Genomic DNA, 18,050 nt, shown 5'->3' with positions numbered 1-18,050 from the left:
TGTGAAACAAGAAAAATCGGGTGGTGCCTGGCATCACCCGATTTTTCTCGACTATAGGCAACTTAAGGACTTATTACTCATAGAATATTCTAAATCTTCAGTAAAGGATATGAGAACATGAGGAATTATCGGTGGATTAAGTGGCGTAAAATCATCCTCTGGGCCGCATCCCTCGTCCTCATCACAGTGTTGATTTGGAGTGGAGGTCCGAGCGCCTGGAATCTCGCCATTAGTATTGCTAGTTTGCTTCTGCAGCTGCTTTTTGCAATGCTTTTTATGATTATCCAATTTGTTGCCCTCTTTTGGTTCTTGGCAAGGGGTCGAACGTATTGGATTCTGCCAGGAGAGACGGGTGCAACCTGGGATGATTATCGCGGAAATCCGGAGATTGTAGAAAATGCAAAGCGGATTGTTACCTTGCTCAAGGGTGTTAAAGAATTCAAAGAAATGGGCGGCGAGGCAATTCGAGGATTGCTGCTCTGCGGTCCACCCGGAACAGGCAAGTCGTATTTGGCTCAAGTCATTGCGAACGAAGCCCAGGTTCCTTTTGCCTATGCCTCAGCGCCAAGCTTTCAAAACATGTTCTTTGGCGTTGGCAATTTAAAGGTGATGGGGCTGTATCGAAAAGCTCGGAAGCTGTCGAAAGTGTACGGAGCGTGCATTATCTTTATTGATGAAATTGACGCAATCGGCATGAGCCGGCAAGCTGGCGGTGCCGGGGGCGGAATGATGGGAGGACTAATGGGCATGGGCGGCTCTGGTCTCCTCAACGAGTTGCTTTTGCAAATGGATCCACCGAATATTGATAATTCAAAAATAGCGAAGCTTCTTCGCTCCCTCGGCCTGCGACGCAAGAAAGCCGATCGTCCCGCAGTTTTAACAATTGGAGCCACAAACCTTCCCGATGTTCTTGACCAAGCGCTTCTTCGCCCTGGCCGTTTCGACCGTAAGCTTTGGGTGGACTCCCCAGATTTTGACGGGCGTGTTGATGTCTTTGATTACTATCTTCAAAAAGTAAAGAAAGATCCAACGATTACAGCCGAAAAGGCAGCACTTGACACCATCGGATATAGCCCAGCCCAAATTAAACATATCGTGAATGAGTCTGTTGTTATTGCCCATCAGCGAGGTGCTCAGTTAGCAAGCTACGAGGATTTCCGGGCAGCGATGGAGACATATGAGTGGGGACTAAAACAACCGCTCCGTTCGATGAGTGACGACGAAAAACGAAATGTCGCGTACCATGAGGCCGGTCATGCGGTCGCACAATATCTTTTAAAGGCTCACGAACGGGTTTGGAAGGTGACGATTATTCGTCGTGGCGGGGCACTGGGTCTTGCTGCAACCAAGCCGACTCATGAACGTTATAACCGAAGTGATGATGAAATCCTCGCGGAAATTCAAGTGTGTCTTGCCGCTAGGGCAGTAGAAGAAGAATTCCTTGGAAAAAAATTAAATGGGGTTACCTCGGATTTGCAGCAGGCAACATTGTTAGCGGGTGCTTATTTAGGTGCTGTAGGCATGGGTGATGAGCTGTTCAGCTGGCTCGCATTAGGAGCTCAAGCCGAGGGACTTAAGGCCCTTCGGTCAAAAATTAATGAATTGTTGAAAGAACAAATGCTCGAAGTGAAGAAATTGGTTCGTGAATACGCTGACTTCGTCCACATGATTGCGGAGGAATTGCTGAAACAAGGAGATTTAACCGGCGAAGAGATTGAACAAATTTATATAAACTTATATGGGCATAGCCGTCCACAACCGGCATGAAGAATAAGCTCTTATTTAAATAATTAAAAAACACCTTCGCTAAGAAATTGGATTAGCGAAGGTGTCTTCATTTTACAACAAATTATTTGGTACTGATTTTTCAATGATTGTTGTTTTTTTGAAAAAAAATATCCGGCAATCGCCGGATCCACAAAATATATATTAAAAGGGGGGTTATGAAAAGGTTGTTTCCGTTCCATATGAATATCTTACCCCGGAAAAATGAACAAACTATGAACAAACCTTTAAGGTTCATGTAACTTAGTAAGACTATTCTATTTCTGTGAGTTCGGATACATGAACAAGTAGAATATTAAACTTGTAACGCTCTTCTTGGATTTCGCAAAAGTCGGAGGAATATTGATGGTAAAGGATATACTTTTTTCCTTGATACATGACACGTTTATTTTTCAAAATGAACAACACCTTTCAAAAAATTTAAGCAGTTAAACATTACACAATATGTAGAAATCCCGTTGAATATGACAAATTTCTACGAACGCTTGAATTGAACATCGTCATTATTTGTAATGAAGTAACCTTAAGGAAAAAAGGTGCAAACGGTTGTCATTATGATCATTCTAGAAAGCATTAGCATCATGATTACCACTTCCGATTTGAAAACTTTTATAAAAATAGCATAGAGCATATTTGTTAAGGTATTATTTTTTTAATGTAAATTTACGATAAAGTTTGTGCCTCTTAAGAAACTACTAGACTCTCGGCATTCGCCGAGTCAGATGGTTCAAGGGTTTTCTTAAACTACTTATATTTAATTCCTCCTACTTTGTATAGGGGGGATTTTTCTTTTACAAAAAGGCTCTGTTAAATTGCCTGTTGATTTCCGCTCCAGGCACTTCGCTTTCCGCGGGCGGTCGGGGAGCATCCTGGAGCGGAAATCAACCACTTCTCTAAAAGCAACAAAGTTTACGAAAACAGCCTTCACCTAGTCGATTTTTTATAAAAATGATAGATGTAGGTTTATTTGGCATGCACATTTTTAAAAATACAATGAAACCGATAATTACGTCAGATATTTCGGATAGAATTCCCAGTAAAATTTTTACAAGCCTCTCGATGAATTGCTTATTTATTCCGAGAGTCTATACTACTTTAATTTTTCGTAGTGTTCATAAAATATTTTGAAGAGTTGTTCATCCCCGCCCCGATCGGGATGAAGGCATTTGAGTAATTTTTTAAATTCCTTTTTTACCGAGGATTTATCGGCGGACGCATCTAAGCCAAATAAGGTGTTAAAGGTAAGCGGGGGAGCAGTAGTAAGAGCATACTCTGCTTGTAACATTTTTTTCAGAGAACGAACTTTAGCCTGTTCGATCCGAACCGAACTTTTTAATTGTTCGATTTCCTCTTTTAATTTCCGGTTTTCATTGAACGTTTTCTCCCATTGCTTAAAATCGACTCCAAATCTCTTCGTTTTCTCCTCGATTTTCTTTTCTATAATAAATGATGCTAAATCACCGGGGTTAACCAAGTAATCGATATTTAAATTTTTAGCTCTTCTCGCTGTTATTTTACCCTCAAGAATCCACTGGATGACCTTTAATTCACTATCCGTGATTCCTTCCTCTTTAAGGCGTTTCGTCACTTCTTTAACATTTAACATAAGACCACTCAACAATCGTTTTCAGATTTTACACGCTATTTTTAATGTATCATACTGAAAATATTACAGGTTACTAGTTTATTTAATTTTTATTAAAAAATTTTTTCAAAAGTTTTTCTTATTAGATCTATTTAGACAAAGGAAGTGCACGTTCCTGCATAGAATAAAAATATATTATAGATTGGTAACTCCCAAAATAGAAGGAGGAATAGGAATTTACTATGGTCCCTACAATCTTAATCCCGGGTATACAAGGTACAAAACTCGTAAATACCAATTCCCTAAATTTCGATACAATCTGGTCTGCTGTTCAAAGTAAATATGAAACGATCTATGACCTTGCATTAAAGCGGGATAGCCGTTTTGAAGTGAATCCAAAATCGATAATTGAACGGAGTGATGTAGAAGATTTGGCTTACAGGCAGGCTGTACACATCATTGAAAAAAAGACGGCCAGTCCTGTATATATTTTTGGGTACGACTGGAGGAAATCTTCAGAAGAAAATAGTAAACACTTGGAGACCTATGTTAAATATCTCAAAGAAAAACTTTCTGTGAAAAAATTCAACTTCATTGCTCATAGCCTGGGCGGAATGGTGTTTTGCTGTTATTTAAAAAATTTACATAGAAATTATGAATCAATCGAACATGCCGTCTTGGCAGTATGTCCGTTTAAGGGTTCTGTTAGGGCATTGATTTCGCTCACCGCCGGGGAGGGCGGCTTTGAATTTCCACTTTTCAATGCAAATGATGAATTTCGAAAAATTGCCCGTACATTTCCATCGGTATACGAATTATGTCCGACCTATAAAGATGCAATTGTATTTGAAGACGGCTCGGCTTTTGATTTATTTAATCCTGATGATTGGCAATCGAATATTGGTGATGATGACAGACCAATGTTTTTTGAACGAATTAGTCAGTTGAGGAAATTTCGGGGTTTGCAGGACCCCGCCATGCTTGATTTAGAGGAGCTTCCGGATGAGGTGAAGAAAAGATTGCTAATTCTTGCCGGAGTGGGCGAAGAAACAAAAAGCAAAGTCATTGTAGAGCCTCAAAGCCCTGACGGCGGAGTGAAAAATTTCTTTAATTTTGATACACCTCACTCAACCGGAGATGGGGATGGTGCCATTCCGATTGAAAGTGCGGAGATATATAAACAGTCTGTAATAACGTTGACGGTGCAAAAAAAGTGGAATCAATTAGCCATGCATCCACTTTTCTTGAATGACGGCAGAGTTCAAACGCTTATCACTCGCTTTTTTTTGGATAATAACTCCTTAAATGCTAATGGTAATCCTTGGTGGTGCGTCATTGATGGGTCGGTTAATCGGTTATAAATAAAGGCTTTTTTATTCTGTTCTGTAGATAATATCCCGTATAAGCATTTAAGTTTGTTTTCTTCATTTGGATTGTTACTATAGTAGTATTATCTTCAACATGAAAGGACAAAGTGATCATGGCCAATATTCATATACCCTTATCTGTATTAAATCTAGCTCCCATCCGCGCGGGACAAACTTCGAAACAAGCAATTGAGTCCATGGTAGATCTCGCACAAGCGGTTGAAAAAATAGGTTATCAAAGATACTGGATTGCTGAGCATCATAATTCACCGACACTTGTTAGCTCAGCAACCTCTATATTAATTAAACATACATTAGAACATACCAACACCATACGTGTCGGATCCGGGGGAATTATGCTTCCAAATCACGCTCCGTTAGTCGTAGCCGAACAATTCGGAACAATGGCAACGATTTATCCAGACCGGGTGGAACTGGGACTTGGTCGTGCACCAGGAACAGATATGATGACGGCAAATGCCTTAAGACGCTCAAAAAATGATTCCGTCTATACCTTTCCCGAGGATGTTCAAGCCTTGCTTACTTATTTTGGACCTGAAGAACAGCAAAACTATGTGAGAGCATACCCCGGTGTAGGGACAAATATACCCATTTATATTCTCGGTTCCTCTACAGACTCAGCCTATTTAGCGGCAAGTTTAGGGCTTCCATATGTGTTCGCTTCCCACTTTGCACCAACCTATATGGAAGAAGCAATTTCGATTTATCGGCAACGGTTCCAGCCATCCTAATATTTGGATAAGCCTTATATGATGGTTTGTTTAAATGTAATTGCAGCAGCAACCGATGAAGAAGCACAGTTTCTGTCGACAACGATGCATCAATTTTTCTTAAATATTGTCCGTAACACTAGAAATCCATTGCAACCGCCGGTTGATAATATGGACCAGATTTGGACACCAATGGAAAAAGAAATGGCTAACCAAAGAACGAATGTAGCTTTATTAGGAAGCAAAGAAACAATCCGAAAACAATTGATGAGCTTTCAAGAAAAATATGATGTCCAAGAAATTATGGCGGTATCTTATATCTATGATGTTGAAAAACAAATGAGGTCCTACGAAATTTTAAAAGAAGTCGTTGAGGGGAAATAAAAAAATATTTTGGAATGGCAAGATATTCTCCAAAATAGTTGGGGTAATCTTGCCATTTTTTATTTCGCCTTTCGAAGCAGAGTTTTCGAATTCACATTTAAAACAAGCAAAGCACAGATGAGGACGAGGGAGGCAATCCAAATCGCCTTTGTGCCATAGTGAATAGTGGACAACGCGCCTGTAAAAGCCCCAACTAAAAATGAAAGGATAATGACCGTGAAATCGAAAAATTGAATGATACCTTGACGGTCATGCAGGACAAGTGCTGTATAGGCTGCTTGAGCAGCAGTTCGCAAATTTCCCGTAACCATTGCTGAATTATAGGGCCACTTTACAAGTGTGCGAAAAGAGGAAATTTGAACAGAAGCAACAAAGGCAATCGTTACGGTAACAATTATATTTGGTACTTCGACGGGCCAGGTTCCGACCAACACTAATACGATACTTTCTAATAAAAGCACGGTACGGGCTGGAAAGGGAAAAGTTCTTGTAATTTTTGGATGTTTCAATCCTTCGGCAACGGTCACTCCAAGAACAAATGCCAAAATGGGAGGGATATGTTTTAAACCTTGATCCCATTGTCCTTGTGCTGTTTCTACTCCTAATAAAACGAGGTTTCCTGTCTGAGAAGTAGCAAAAACACCGTCCCTGCTTACATAGGTGTAAGCATCCAAAAAGCCACCGACAAATGCCAGAAATATTCCTAAAGCCACCGATTCAGCTGTTAATCGCGGCAGCTTTGCGAAACTGAAATTTATATATTTTCTCAAAGAGGCAAAATCTATCTTTTGAGTCTTTTCCATCGAAGTATCTCCTAATAATTTTCTATCGCGCTAAATTTTATCATCCCCTTCGTACTAGAATTTTTGCGTATCCAACGATAAAAACTTATAATGAGAACACTTGTCTGAAAGGAAGAAGGATAAATGAAACAAACACTTGAAAAATTACAAGAACTGCATCGTTCGGTTCAAAAATTAGAAACCGTCCTGCAAGAAGTTTGGACAAATGTTGATGAGCTCGGAGAAGACGATGGTTTTAAGGATTTGAAGAAAAACGCAAAACAATCCAAAAATGGTCTTCTAGATAGGATGAATGAATTTAATCAATTTCTTGGAGAAATTCCCGAAGACGGTACGGCCGCAGTTGATTTGGAGGATGCAATTTCAGAGCTGATGGATTGGGTAAAAGCAAATACATAATCGGGGTCCGCTGTAGAAGTAGAATAATCCAGTATGAAAAGCAAACCCTAAAAGTAAGAAAATGAATGTTTGAAGGAGAATACCTCGTGAAACCATATGAATTGAACGAAATGATCATCGACGATGATTTTGCTAGTGAGGAATATGTAACCGTAGAATTTTCTTACAATCAAAAAGAGTACAGTATCACATTCAAAAAAGCCGATCTTGAAATCATCAATAGCTGGGTGTTCGAGAATGGCACATCCCTGCCGGTAAATTTATCGGAAGAGATGGTGGAACTCATTCGGGAAGATATAAAAAAGAGGATTTAGTCAGGTGAATTAAAAAGGGGAGCAATTAACATGCTCCCTGTAACCTACTAGATTTGTAATCAAGAAAGAACTGCGGTTAAATTCAATATTTCATACAATTCATCAAGTTTCTCTATTTGATAGCTTGGCATAATTTCAGAATGATTAGGCATTTGATTGGGATTAAACCAACATGTATCGATTCCGGCATGCTGTCCGCCTTTCATATCAGAACTTAACGAATCGCCAATAATTAAGCAATCTTTTAATGAGAAATTTGGAATTCTTGCAAACACATAATCAAAAAATCCCTGCAATGGCTTTTGGAAGCCTGTTTCTTCCGATACAAAGATATCTTTGAAAAATGAAGATAAGCCTGAATCACCAAGGCGTTTATGCTGAGTATCCGAAACACCATTTGTGACAATATATAAATCAAAGTGATTTTTTAGTTCGGAAATTAGTTCAAATGCACCTGGAACCAGCTTATGACTTTCTGCTAATAAACGACGGTATTTGTTTTCAAGCATAGCCCCATCGACCACGAGACCATATTCCTTAAATAAAAGAGTAAAACGTGAATTTAATACTCCATCAAGATTAAGTTTTCCTTCTTCAAAAGCCGTCCACAATCCTTGGTTGATTTTTTTATAACGGTCTACCACTTCCGTTGTGAGAGGGAAATTTTCTTCCTCAAAAAGGAAGCGTAATGCTAATTCCTCCGCAGCACCAAAATCCAATAAAGTGTCATCAACATCAAATAATAAAGTTCTATATTTTTTCAAAGTAACCTCTCCATCTTAGTTCCATTCATTTTACTGCTATTCATTTTACATTAATTATTTATAAATTGTATAGATAAAAAAATTGGTGCCTGACCCCCAGCGCTTTAAAGCGTTACAGTGATGGGGGTCAGGCACCTTTTTAAGGAAGCCATCCAATAATTTGGGAAATTGTCAGTGCGATCTCGATGACTATGAGGATGACGATAATCCATTCTACAAATAGTCCTCGAATGGAGTGACTGATGGTGGAAAAGCCATTCATTATGCTGTATAAGATTTCTGTTTTGCTTTTCAGAATTTTATATCGGTCGTTTAATTCAAAGAACTCGATCATTTTATCGTAAAATACATTCGCAGTAAGGCTGGCCCAGGTAATATCAGGCTTATCCAAAATCATGATATACGCAAGGGTGTTGTATTCATGGCGGACGATTTTTGCTGTCGTTCTCGCAAGCTCCTTATTGCCGATTCGTAGCTTTCCTTTTTCGAGCCGGTCAATCATCGTTTCAAGCTTATCGTGGATTTTTCCAAGTTGTTCTTCTGTTTTTTCAAGTGCAACTGATTTGGCGAGCACGGTGGAAATTAACTCAGGATAGAAGCTCTCATATACCGGTACAACTACATATTCGTCTGTCAATTCGAGGGTTTCGGTTTCACGAATGTGCAAGCTGTAATTATCCGTATATTTGTTAGATTGATTGAGGTCAATGTCTGGTTCAAAGGAATGGACAAAGCGAAAAAAGACCATCATTTCGTGGAAATCGATGTGATTGATGAAAACAACGCTGCCAAAGGAGAAAACCAGCACCATTTGCGTTTCCTCGATTTCTTGTCCAAGGATGTCTTTTAAAATTTTCCCCCTCAAGATTAAAGGCTCTTCCCAAGTGAATTTTTTCGGAATCCCGCAATGAATGGCGATTTTGTTTAAATCAATTTCATTCGTGATGGCAAATGCTTTAAAGGAAATGTCCTTCATTAAGATCACTCTTTTCAGCGAATTGGTCATGCTTTCTATTATTCTATTCATGTAAAAATTATTATTGCCCATTTCTTTGGAAGCGGAAAGTTTTTCAAGATTGCTTCCATTTTTGATTTGGCAACGCATGCAAACAAGATGGCGGAAATGCTTAAGGTAGAAATAGAAGAGGCGAATATTGTGTTTCTGACAATTTCGCCTACGAACCAAATCCTTCCGATTTTGCCCAAAAAAATCTCCCTTCATACAACCTATGAAGGGAAATTTTTTACCTATATTAACCCAAGACGCTCTAACCCGAATCGGACTCCGTCTTCTTCGGCCGATAATGTTACCATATTGGCAGCCTGTTTTACTTCATCGCGGGCTGATCCCATTGCCACACCCATTCCCACTAGAGACAGCATTTCAATATCATTTAATCCATCCCCAAATGCAATGGCTTCATCTGGAGCAATTCCGAGCTTTTCTAATAATTTCGTTATACCTACAGCTTTGTTGGATTTGGACAAATTTACATCACAGGTTCTAGCACCGGAGGTCCATCTTCTGAAATCTAATTCCGGAATCTTCATTTGATAGGATAGCTCATCCTCTAATTCACAATGAAGAAATAATTGATAAATATCTTGATCCTTCCAAAACTGAGGAGGTGCCAGTTCAGGCATCCACGAATCATGCTTGTACGCTTCCACTACGAAAGGGTGACTTTGGTCTGTGACGGTAAAACTTGTTCCTCCTAAAAAGGTAAGAGGATGCTGATAATCGTGAGACATTAAAAGAACCTTCTCTAAAACCTCTTTCTCAATCGCGTTCTTGTATATTTCTTTTCCTTCATGATAGGCATTAGCCCCATTAAAAAAGACCATGGAATCCACACCCGTATCGTGAATAATAGAATTTGAAAAATAGGGAGCTCTTCCCGTAGCAATGACAACCTTAATATTTTTGTCTCTTAACTTTTGAATGGCATCTAACGTGGCAAGGCTAATTGTTTTTCCATGTGGAAGAATTGTACCATCGATATCTAAGATGACAACCTTGTAATTCATATAATACTCTCCTAACAGTGCTAATCTTGTAATCTATAGTACAGTATAACATGTTTTGAAAAAGCAATTTAATGGATCCATCTGATTACTTGTAATTCCCAAGTCAATCTAAGTCATGATAAGGATAAGCCATTAACCAACAATTACTCCCCAGATTGATTTTTACTGAATTAAACAGGAGCAATTAATTGGAACTTAAGGATAAAATCGGTTAATCTGTAAAAGTACTTTTTTCATGATGGTATTTCTAAAGATAAAAATGGGGGGATGGATGAATGGCGATATCAGGTAGTAAGCACACCACGATTGTAGCTCTTTTGCTGGCAGGAACGTTTATTGCAATCTTAAATCAAACGTTGATGATTACAGCAATTCCTCCAGTAATGGATGAAATGAATGTAACTGCGAATAGCGCGCAATGGCTGACAACGGTTTTTATGCTGGTGAACGGAATTATGATTCCCGTCAGCGCGTTTTTATTGGAGCGATTTACCACGAGACAGCTTTTTATTTCGGCAATGAGTATATTTGCGGTTGGCACCTTGGCAGGAGGGGTTGCACCCAATTTTGAAATGCTGTTGCTCGGGCGAGTTATCCAGTCCATTGGAGCGGGAATTATGCTTCCCTTGATGCAAACGGTATTTTTAATGATTTTTCCTGTCAATCGGCGAGGGTCTGCAATGGGCTTAGTCGGACTTGTAATTTCCTTTGCACCCGCTATTGGTCCAGCCCTTTCCGGTTGGGTGACATCTCATTTTTCCTGGAGAGTTCTGTTTTTTATCATTTTACCAATAGCCCTTATTGATATTCTCATTGCCTTTATTGCTTTAAAAAATGTAACCGAAATCTCAAAACCAAAGGTCGATGTGATTTCGATTATTTTTTCTTCGCTAGGCTTCGGGGGACTGCTTTACGGGTTTACTGCTGCAGGAAATTACGGTTGGTCCAATTATACTACAATCCTATCCCTTGGGATTGGAGCGGTTTCATTGGTTTTATTTATTTCTAGACAGTTACGCTTGAAGCATCCGATGCTTGAATTTGGGGTGTTTAAGTATTCCATTTTCCCGTTTGCTATTATCATTGGAATGATTGGTTTTATGGGTTTAATTGGAGCTGAGACGATAATTCCACTGTTTATGCAGAACATGCGCGGATTTTCTGCATTCGAAGCAGGCCTTGCCCTATTACCTGGGGCTTTGGTTAGCGGGTTCAGCGCTCCGATTGTTGGAAGAGTATTTGATAAAATTGGGGCAAGATGGTTAGTGATGATTGGTTTAACTATTATGACAATGGCTTCGTTTGCTTTTACACGTTTAGGTCCATCGACGACGATAACCTATATTACTGTATTGTACGGAATCAGAATGCTTGGTCTTTCGATGGTGATGATGCCAGTCGCCACATCTGCTCTGAACCAACTGCCAAAACGATTAATTCCCCATGGGGCTGCCATGGATAATACGATGAAAATGATTGCAGCCTCGGTGGGCACTGCGATTCTTGTTACGGTCATGACCACAACCGCAGAAACGGCAAAGAAGCGCCCGGACATTGCTAATCCTGATATGTACGGTGCCGATGTGGCCTTTATGGTGGTTTCGATCCTTTCACTGTTAGGGCTTGTCCTATCCTTTTTTATAAAAAGAGATCAACAGTCAGAAGGGGAATTGAAAGGAAAAAGCAAGGTAAGCGTAAAAATGCAGGAATAAAATAAGAACGAAAAGAAGACATATGCTTTGTTGCACATGTCTTCTTTTATTTTAGAATAGGTTAAAGGTCAATGTTTTTTGAAGGCTGTTTTCTAAAAGATTGTTGTTTTTAGATAGGTTATATGAGAAGTTGATTGGAACGGAAATCAACAACCAAATTTAACAGGGCCTTACTTATAAGAACTGAACTAAATTTTAACAGAAGCTTCTTTCGATATCAGAGCTTTTCGCCATGAAACTTGGGCAACAGCTAGCACCAAAAGTGCTAAAACACCAACCCCAGCATAAACCATAAAGCCTGCTGCATACGTTCCAGTTGTTTGTTTAAGTGTCCCCAGTATAGTAGGAACAAAAAATCCGCCAACCCCGCCGGCAGCTCCAACAATACCGGTAATCATGCCAATTTCTTGTTGGAATCGCTGCGGAACCAATTGAAAAACCGCTCCATTACCCATTCCGAGACAAAGCATGCCAAAAAATAACAAAATGGTCACCATCGTCAACGAAGGAAGTCGGCTCACACCGAACATTGTGAGCGACACGACAATAAATAATAAAATTAGCAGGCGAACACCGCCAATTTTGTCCGCAATCCATCCGCCAACAGGGCGGAAAAAGCTTCCTGCCGCAACACAAAGGGTAACAAAATCCCCAGATTTTACTTTTGATAAATCATATTGATCCACAAAAAAGATACTTAAAAAACTGGATAAGCCGACAAATCCGCCGAAGGTGACGCTATAAAGCAAGCAGAAAAACCATGTATCCTTCTTTTTAAAAACATTGAAATATTCCACGACAGGTTTAGCCTGTGGCTGCGATGGAGCATCCTTTGCAAGCAAGATATATAGGATAAGAACCACAAAAAGCGGAATAATAGCTAGCCCTATGACATTATGCCAGCCAATTTGGTCTGCAATCCGCGGACCAAATAAAGTGGCGAATAGCGTCCCACTGTTTCCTGCGCCGGCAATCCCCATCGCCAGCCCTTGTAGATGTGGAGGATACCAGCGGCTCGCCATCGGAATAGCTGCAGCAAAACTTGCGCCTGCTACACCGAGAAGAATCCCAATCAAATAAAGCTCTGTTAACGTTTGTCCAAATAACCAACCCCATACAAGCGGAACCATCGTGACAAGCATCCCACTGATTGCCGTTTTTCGTGGTCCTATGCGATCGGTTAAGATTCCGAGCACTAAGCGGAAAAACGAACCGCTCAGAATCGGAACAGCGACAATAAACCCTTTTTGCGAGGGGGAAAGTCCAAAATCCTTTGTAATATAAACCCCTAGGGCCCCGAGCATCACCCAAATCATGAAACTTACATCAAAATATAAAAATGAGGCTATTAATGACGGTGCGTGACCGCTTTTTCTTAAATCTGTTAATCTCATCCACTTGATCTCCCTTCGAGAATTTTCTTTACCAACTGATACCCGGGTTCTTCGAAAACCATACCTTCCCTAGTAAAAATAAAAATGAAAACCAACCAATCTCTTTTTCCATTACAAAACCTCCAAATTTTGAAATTTTTGTCTGCTTAAGCGTAATAGATAAGCTCTTGAATTGTCAGTTTTTGTGTTAAGAAATCTAACACGGTTTTTAAAGAAGAATTTTTCGTGTTAGAAAATGTAACACAGATAATTTTTTTTGATTGTACCTATGGAATAATGAATGTGATATTTATCCCGTAAGAATGACCATCTTTAAATAGAGCTGGAGGTTTATAAATGGAGAAGGAAAAACTAGTGCTGGTTGGGAATGGCATGGCGGGTGTGCGTTGTCTGGAGGAAATAATCAAGTTAGAACCCGATAAGTTTGACATCACGATTTTTGGCAAAGAACCACATGTGAACTATAATCGAATTCTTTTGTCGTCTGTACTGCAGGGGCGGACATTGTTCAAAGAGATTACCTTAAATGAACGAGAATGGTATGAAGACCATCAAATTCAACTTTTTACAGGAGAAATGGTGATAAAAATAGATAAAGAGAAACAGGTATTAAAAACCGATCAAAATCGTGAAATTTCCTATGATCATCTGATTCTAGCCACTGGTTCCGACTCGTTTCTCCTTCCTATTTCTGGTGTGGATAAACAAGGTGTGTTTACATTTCGAACCATTGATGATTGTAAGAGAATAATCGAGGCATCGCAGAACTATAAAAAAGCAATCATCATTGGTGGTGGAGTTTTAGGGTTGGAAGCGGCTAGCGGGCTGCTCAATCTTGGGATGAATGTACAGGTTGTCCATAATGGAAGCTATCTAATGGAAAGGCAGCTCGATCAAACGGCAGCCCAAATGCTGCAAAACAAACTGGAAAAACAAGGGATGAAGTTTCTCTTTGAAAAAGTGACAATAGAAATCCTCGGGAACACCCGAGTAGAAGGCTTACGTTTTAATGATGGTACCGAAACGGAAGCAGATTTGGTTGTGATGGCAGTGGGAGTGAGACCCAATGTTCAATTAGCCAAAGATAGTGGAATCACAGCAAACCGGGCGATTCTTGTGAATGACTACATGGAAACAAGTGTCCCGAATATTTATGCCGTTGGAGAATGCGTGGAACATCGCGGGATCGTTTATGGATTGGTGAAGCCTTTGTTTGAACAAGGAAAAGTATTGGCGAAACGGATTTGTGGACAGGACACCAAGGGGTATGAAGGGTCTATCCTGTCTACCCAATTAAAAATATCAGATGTGGAGGTGTTCTCTGTCGGCGAGTTTGCTGAAACGGAATCATCAAGGGTCATTAAAATTTATGATGGACCGGGAGGCGTTTATAAGAAGTTAGTTTTTCAAGATCAAAAAATGATTGGTGCTGTATTATTTGGGGATGTAAAAGACTGTACGAGATTGCTAGAAATGATTGTGGAACAGGAGGCTGTACCCGTTGGGGAAGAGTTAACTCTGTTTCAATTTGCTGATCGTGAGGAAAGTTCGCTTGCTTCCATGCCGTGCAATAACATAATCTGCAACTGCAACGGGGTCTCGAAAGGGGACATCATCGACGCGGTTCAAAAAAACGGTTTAACGAACGTAGACCAAATAAAAAAATGCACCAAGGCAGCTGGTTCTTGTGGTGGCTGCAAGCCGTTAGTTGCCAATCTCCTATCCTATATTCAGAGTGATGAATTTGAAGAAAGTTTGGTTGAGGAGACTTCCATGTGTGACTGTACTCCGTTGACCCAAGAGGAAGTTGTTCGTGAAATTCAGGTTCAAGGTCTGTCTTCATTACAGGAAGTGATGGCAGAACTCCATTGGAAGAACAAGCAAGGTTGTCCAATCTGCCAACCCGCCCTTCACTATTATTTAACGATGATTGATCCTGAATATGAGCACAAACATAGTAAACTGATTAATCATGAAGGGATGAATGTGATTCTTCAAGTGAATAAATTCACATGTAACGATAAAAATCAATCCTCACTTGAATTGGCTGGTGATCTGGAAAAGAGATTTGAATTCCTCCTAACACCTTCTAAGGTAAAAATCTCTGTTTCCACTAGTATTCATAATGGACCCGATTCCACCACAAATGATCTAGTCGTCTTGGGGATGGATAGAGGGTGGGAAATCTATGTCGGCAGCTTGAGCGGACGCAAGGTGCGTACCGGTGAGTTAGTATGCATTGCGGAAACCAATCCAAAAGCAATGGAAATAATCTGTAGTCTTATTCAGTACTATCGCGAGAGCGCTAATTATATGGAGAGAATTGGGAAATGGATGGAACGAGCGGGTCTCATCCATGTGAGAGAAGTCTTGTTTGATGACGAACTTCGCCAGCAGTTGTTAGAGCGTTTAGATGAAGAGGCGTTTATAAGGAAGGCTGTTTTAGAAAAAAGTTTGTAATAAAGAAAGGGTGACAGGTCATGACTGAACTTCTGTTAAAATATTTCCGCTCGAAGCAGCAAAAAGTCCAATCGGAAAAATTATTTGAAACGCAATGTCCCTATTGTAGTATGCAATGCAAAATGACATTAGTGGAACAATCCATTGTTTCAAGAAAAAAATATCTGGCAATTGGAAAAGAAAATCCGACATCACAAGGGCGTTTATGTATTAAAGGCATGAATGCCCATCAACACGCATTTAGCAGGGAGCGATTGAAGTATCCGATGTTAAAGGTAAAAGGAGAATTTGTCCGTATCTCCTGGGAGGAAGCGTTACATCACATCAAGGAAAACTTTACTCGAATCCAAAGGGAAGACGGACAAAATGCCTTAGCGGTTTATGGGAGTGCATCGATTACAAATGAAGAGGCATATTTGCTGGGGAAATTTGCCCGCGTTGCCTTAAAGACGAAATACATTGATTATAATGGCCGCCTCTGTATGTCAGCAGCTGCTTCTGCTGCAAATCAAACATTCGGAATGGACAGAGGGTTTACCAACAGTTTGTCAGAAATTCCTTTTACCCGCTGCATTATATTAGCAGGTACCAATATCGCCGAATGCCAGCCGACCATCATGCCATACTTTGAGAAAGCAAAAGAGAACGGAGCTTACCTCATCGCGATTGATCCTCGGGAAACAGCGACGACCAAGATGGCTGACTTACATTTAAAACTGAAACCGGGAACAGATGCAGCCCTGGCAAATGGATTGTTGAAGGTAATCATTGAAGAAAAATATATTGATAAAACATTTATCGAAGAACGGGTTAATGGGTTTGAAAAAGTTAAAAATTATGTAGTTTCACTAAACTTGGGGGAAATAGAAGAAATAACAGGGGTACCACGTGAAAAAATTCGGAAAGCAGCAATCATGTTTGGCAAAGAAGCATCAGGAATGATTTTTACAGCGAGAGGGGTAGAACAGCAAACAGATGGGGCGAAGGCTGTCCGTAATTTCCTGAATATTCTTGTTTCTACAGGGAAAATTGGAAAGCCCCATTCCGGTTACGCTGCGGTAACGGGGCAGGGCAATGGCCAGGGGGCAAGAGAACATGGGCAGAAAGCAGATCAGCTCCCCGGGTATCGCTCCATTGAAAACGAAGAAGATCGAGCCTATATGGCAAGTGTGTGGGGAATCAACAAGGATGAATTGCCGAGAAAAGGGGTCTCTGCCTATGAAATGATGGGAAAAATCTATGATGGTGAAATCACAGGTCTATTTCTAATGTGCTCCAATCCAATTGTCTCCAATCCAAATGCTTATTTCGTAAAAGAAGCGATAAAAAAACTAAAATTCTTTGTCGCGGTCGATCTGTTTGTTTCAGAGACCGCGAGATTAGCAGATTTAATTTTACCCACCTCATCGTATTTAGAGGATGCGGGAACGATGACGAATGTAGAGGGGCGGGTGACTTTAAGAGAAGCGAGCTATCCTTGTCCGGGAGAAGTAAAGCATGATTGGCAAATTATTTGTGAGATTGCGAGGGTTCTTGGAAAGGGAGAGTACTTTTCATTTTCGTCTGCAGAAGAAATTTTTAATGAATTAAGAATGGCTAGCCGTGGTGGAATCGCTGATTATTACGGGCTAACGTATGAGCGGATCAGAAAGGAAGGCGGAATACTTTGGCCTTGCCCAGAGCTTGATCATAAAGGGACAAAGCGGCTGTTTGAAAGCTCTTTTGCGCATGAAGACGGGAAGGCAGAAATGGTTGTCGTGCCCAACAAACCTGTTATTCAAAAGGATCAGGTTAACGATACGTTTCCACTGTATTTAACAACCGGCCGAGTCATGTCCCATTACTTAACCGGTGTGCAAACGAGAAAAAGTGCAGCCTTAGCGGCTAGAAATGTGGAGGCATTTATGGAAATTCATCCAACCACTGCGAAAAAATACCGTATTTCGGACCAGTCCTTAGTAAAAATTGAATCAAGAAGGGGGAATATCATTGTCCGGAGCAAATGGTCAGAAACGATTCGTCAAGATACGGTCTTCGTTCCGTTTCATTGGGCAGACTCGCAAAATGTTAATCTCCTTGTTTCTGATGAACTAGACCCTGACTGCAAAATGCCAGGATTCAAAGTAAGTGCTGTAAGAGTGAGTCAGATCACGGATTTTTCGGCCAATTAAATAAACAAGAAAGATGCCTGGGATAAGTTAAAATGTACCCTTTGTAAAGGACATTTTTAAAAAAGCCTAGGCAGTTTTAAGAAGATGATCTCTGTATTGAACAGGGGTCATCTTTTTTAAATTCCATTGGTATCTATAGTGATTGTAATAGAT

General features: G+C 40.2%; 14 protein-coding genes and 1 pseudogene. 8 read left to right on the top strand and 7 right to left on the bottom strand.

All coding sequences use genetic code 11. The annotated features are described in order from the left end of the window. The first annotated feature begins 117 nt into the window (after positions 1–117). Complete coding sequence (locus tag J2Y67_RS17605; protein ID WP_310176154.1) at positions 118–1,767, top strand: AAA family ATPase; 1,650 nt, start codon at positions 118–120, stop codon at positions 1,765–1,767. A gap of 1,108 nt (positions 1,768–2,875) precedes the next feature. Here J2Y67_RS17605 and J2Y67_RS17600 read toward each other — a convergent pair. Further along, positions 2,876–3,391 carry a J domain-containing protein gene (locus J2Y67_RS17600; RefSeq protein WP_310176153.1) on the bottom strand — a complete coding sequence of 172 codons (516 nt, stop codon included), beginning with the start codon at positions 3,389–3,391 and terminating at the stop codon, positions 2,876–2,878. Between the two features lie 221 nt (positions 3,392–3,612). On the opposite strand from J2Y67_RS17600, the gene J2Y67_RS17595 reads away from it, so the two are divergent. Then, on the top strand, positions 3,613–4,731 hold the full coding sequence (locus J2Y67_RS17595; RefSeq protein WP_310176152.1) for a lipase/acyltransferase domain-containing protein: 1,119 nt from the start codon (positions 3,613–3,615) through the stop codon (positions 4,729–4,731). A 119-nt stretch (positions 4,732–4,850) separates the two neighbouring features. After that, positions 4,851–5,852: pseudogene (locus J2Y67_RS17590) on the top strand (LLM class flavin-dependent oxidoreductase). Positions 5,853–5,911: 59 nt separating this feature from the next. Here J2Y67_RS17590 and J2Y67_RS17585 read toward each other — a convergent pair. Beyond that, entirely contained in the window at positions 5,912–6,655 is a 744-nt protein-coding gene (locus J2Y67_RS17585; protein ID WP_310176151.1) for a YoaK family protein, read from the bottom strand. Positions 6,656–6,778: 123 nt separating this feature from the next. On the opposite strand from J2Y67_RS17585, the gene J2Y67_RS17580 reads away from it, so the two are divergent. Together J2Y67_RS17580 and J2Y67_RS17575 are read left to right on the top strand one after the other, a co-directional pair. Further along, positions 6,779–7,054: a hypothetical protein gene (locus tag J2Y67_RS17580; RefSeq protein WP_310176150.1), complete on the top strand. Its 276-nt coding sequence runs from the start codon at positions 6,779–6,781 to the stop codon at positions 7,052–7,054. Positions 7,055–7,140: 86 nt separating this feature from the next. Next, complete coding sequence (locus J2Y67_RS17575) at positions 7,141–7,368, top strand: hypothetical protein (RefSeq protein WP_310176149.1); 228 nt, start codon at positions 7,141–7,143, stop codon at positions 7,366–7,368. A gap of 59 nt (positions 7,369–7,427) precedes the next feature. Here the strand turns inward: J2Y67_RS17575 and J2Y67_RS17570 are convergent, their stop codons facing one another. From J2Y67_RS17570 to J2Y67_RS17560, 3 genes are all read right to left on the bottom strand, one after another. Further along, complete coding sequence (locus tag J2Y67_RS17570; protein ID WP_310176148.1) at positions 7,428–8,132, bottom strand: YjjG family noncanonical pyrimidine nucleotidase; 705 nt, start codon at positions 8,130–8,132, stop codon at positions 7,428–7,430. Positions 8,133–8,271: 139 nt separating this feature from the next. Beyond that, entirely contained in the window at positions 8,272–9,159 is an 888-nt protein-coding gene (locus J2Y67_RS17565; RefSeq protein ID WP_310176147.1) for an RMD1 family protein, read from the bottom strand. 221 nt (positions 9,160–9,380) lie between these two features. Beyond that, the gene (locus J2Y67_RS17560) at positions 9,381–10,160 is read right to left on the bottom strand and encodes a Cof-type HAD-IIB family hydrolase (RefSeq protein ID WP_310176146.1); all 780 of its coding nucleotides are present in this window, start codon (positions 10,158–10,160) and stop codon (positions 9,381–9,383) included. A gap of 275 nt (positions 10,161–10,435) precedes the next feature. Between J2Y67_RS17560 and J2Y67_RS17555 the strand changes: the two genes are divergently transcribed. Beyond that, a complete protein-coding gene (locus tag J2Y67_RS17555) occupies positions 10,436–11,872 on the top strand; it encodes a DHA2 family efflux MFS transporter permease subunit (protein WP_310176145.1) in 1,437 nt (478 codons plus the stop codon). Positions 11,873–12,060: 188 nt separating this feature from the next. On the opposite strand, the gene J2Y67_RS17550 is transcribed toward J2Y67_RS17555, so the two are convergent. Further along, positions 12,061–13,266 carry an MFS transporter gene (locus tag J2Y67_RS17550; RefSeq protein ID WP_310176141.1) on the bottom strand — a complete coding sequence of 402 codons (1,206 nt, stop codon included), beginning with the start codon at positions 13,264–13,266 and terminating at the stop codon, positions 12,061–12,063. A gap of 336 nt (positions 13,267–13,602) precedes the next feature. Between J2Y67_RS17550 and nirB the strand changes: the two genes are divergently transcribed. Further along, positions 13,603–15,726, top strand: a complete 2,124-nt coding sequence (nirB, locus tag J2Y67_RS17545; RefSeq protein WP_310176140.1) for a nitrite reductase large subunit NirB — start codon at positions 13,603–13,605, stop codon at positions 15,724–15,726. Between the two features lie 20 nt (positions 15,727–15,746). Continuing rightward, positions 15,747–17,897, top strand: a complete 2,151-nt coding sequence (gene nasC, locus J2Y67_RS17540) for an assimilatory nitrate reductase catalytic subunit NasC (RefSeq protein ID WP_310176139.1) — start codon at positions 15,747–15,749, stop codon at positions 17,895–17,897. Positions 17,898–17,963: 66 nt separating this feature from the next. Here the strand turns inward: nasC and J2Y67_RS17535 are convergent. Further along, a partial coding sequence (locus tag J2Y67_RS17535; RefSeq protein ID WP_157761917.1) for an IS3 family transposase occupies positions 17,964–18,050 on the bottom strand: 87 nt, incomplete at its 5' end.

Origin of the sequence: Neobacillus niacini (assembly GCF_031456445.1) — a bacterium.
In the GTDB taxonomy this organism is placed as follows: domain Bacteria; phylum Bacillota; class Bacilli; order Bacillales; family Cytobacillaceae; genus Neobacillus; species Neobacillus niacini_I.
This window is presented reverse-complemented; position numbering and strand designations above follow the sequence as displayed.

Bases quoted from the DNA above. Each gene is read 5' to 3' on its own strand.
- J2Y67_RS17605 (WP_310176154.1), top strand. From the start codon at position 118: ATGAGGAATTATCGGTGGATTAAGTGGCGTAAAATCATCCTCTGGGCC.
- J2Y67_RS17600 (WP_310176153.1), bottom strand. From the start codon at position 3,391: ATGTTAAATGTTAAAGAAGTGACGAAACGCCTTAAAGAGGAAGGAATC.
- J2Y67_RS17595 (WP_310176152.1), top strand. From the start codon at position 3,613: ATGGTCCCTACAATCTTAATCCCGGGTATACAAGGTACAAAACTCGTA.
- J2Y67_RS17585 (WP_310176151.1), bottom strand. From the start codon at position 6,655: ATGGAAAAGACTCAAAAGATAGATTTTGCCTCTTTGAGAAAATATATA.
- J2Y67_RS17580 (WP_310176150.1), top strand. From the start codon at position 6,779: ATGAAACAAACACTTGAAAAATTACAAGAACTGCATCGTTCGGTTCAA.
- J2Y67_RS17565 (WP_310176147.1), bottom strand. From the start codon at position 9,159: ATGAATAGAATAATAGAAAGCATGACCAATTCGCTGAAAAGAGTGATC.
- J2Y67_RS17560 (WP_310176146.1), bottom strand. From the start codon at position 10,160: ATGAATTACAAGGTTGTCATCTTAGATATCGATGGTACAATTCTTCCA.
- J2Y67_RS17555 (WP_310176145.1), top strand. From the start codon at position 10,436: ATGGCGATATCAGGTAGTAAGCACACCACGATTGTAGCTCTTTTGCTG.
- J2Y67_RS17550 (WP_310176141.1), bottom strand. From the start codon at position 13,266: ATGAGATTAACAGATTTAAGAAAAAGCGGTCACGCACCGTCATTAATA.
- nirB (WP_310176140.1), top strand. From the start codon at position 13,603: ATGGAGAAGGAAAAACTAGTGCTGGTTGGGAATGGCATGGCGGGTGTG.
- nasC (WP_310176139.1), top strand. From the start codon at position 15,747: ATGACTGAACTTCTGTTAAAATATTTCCGCTCGAAGCAGCAAAAAGTC.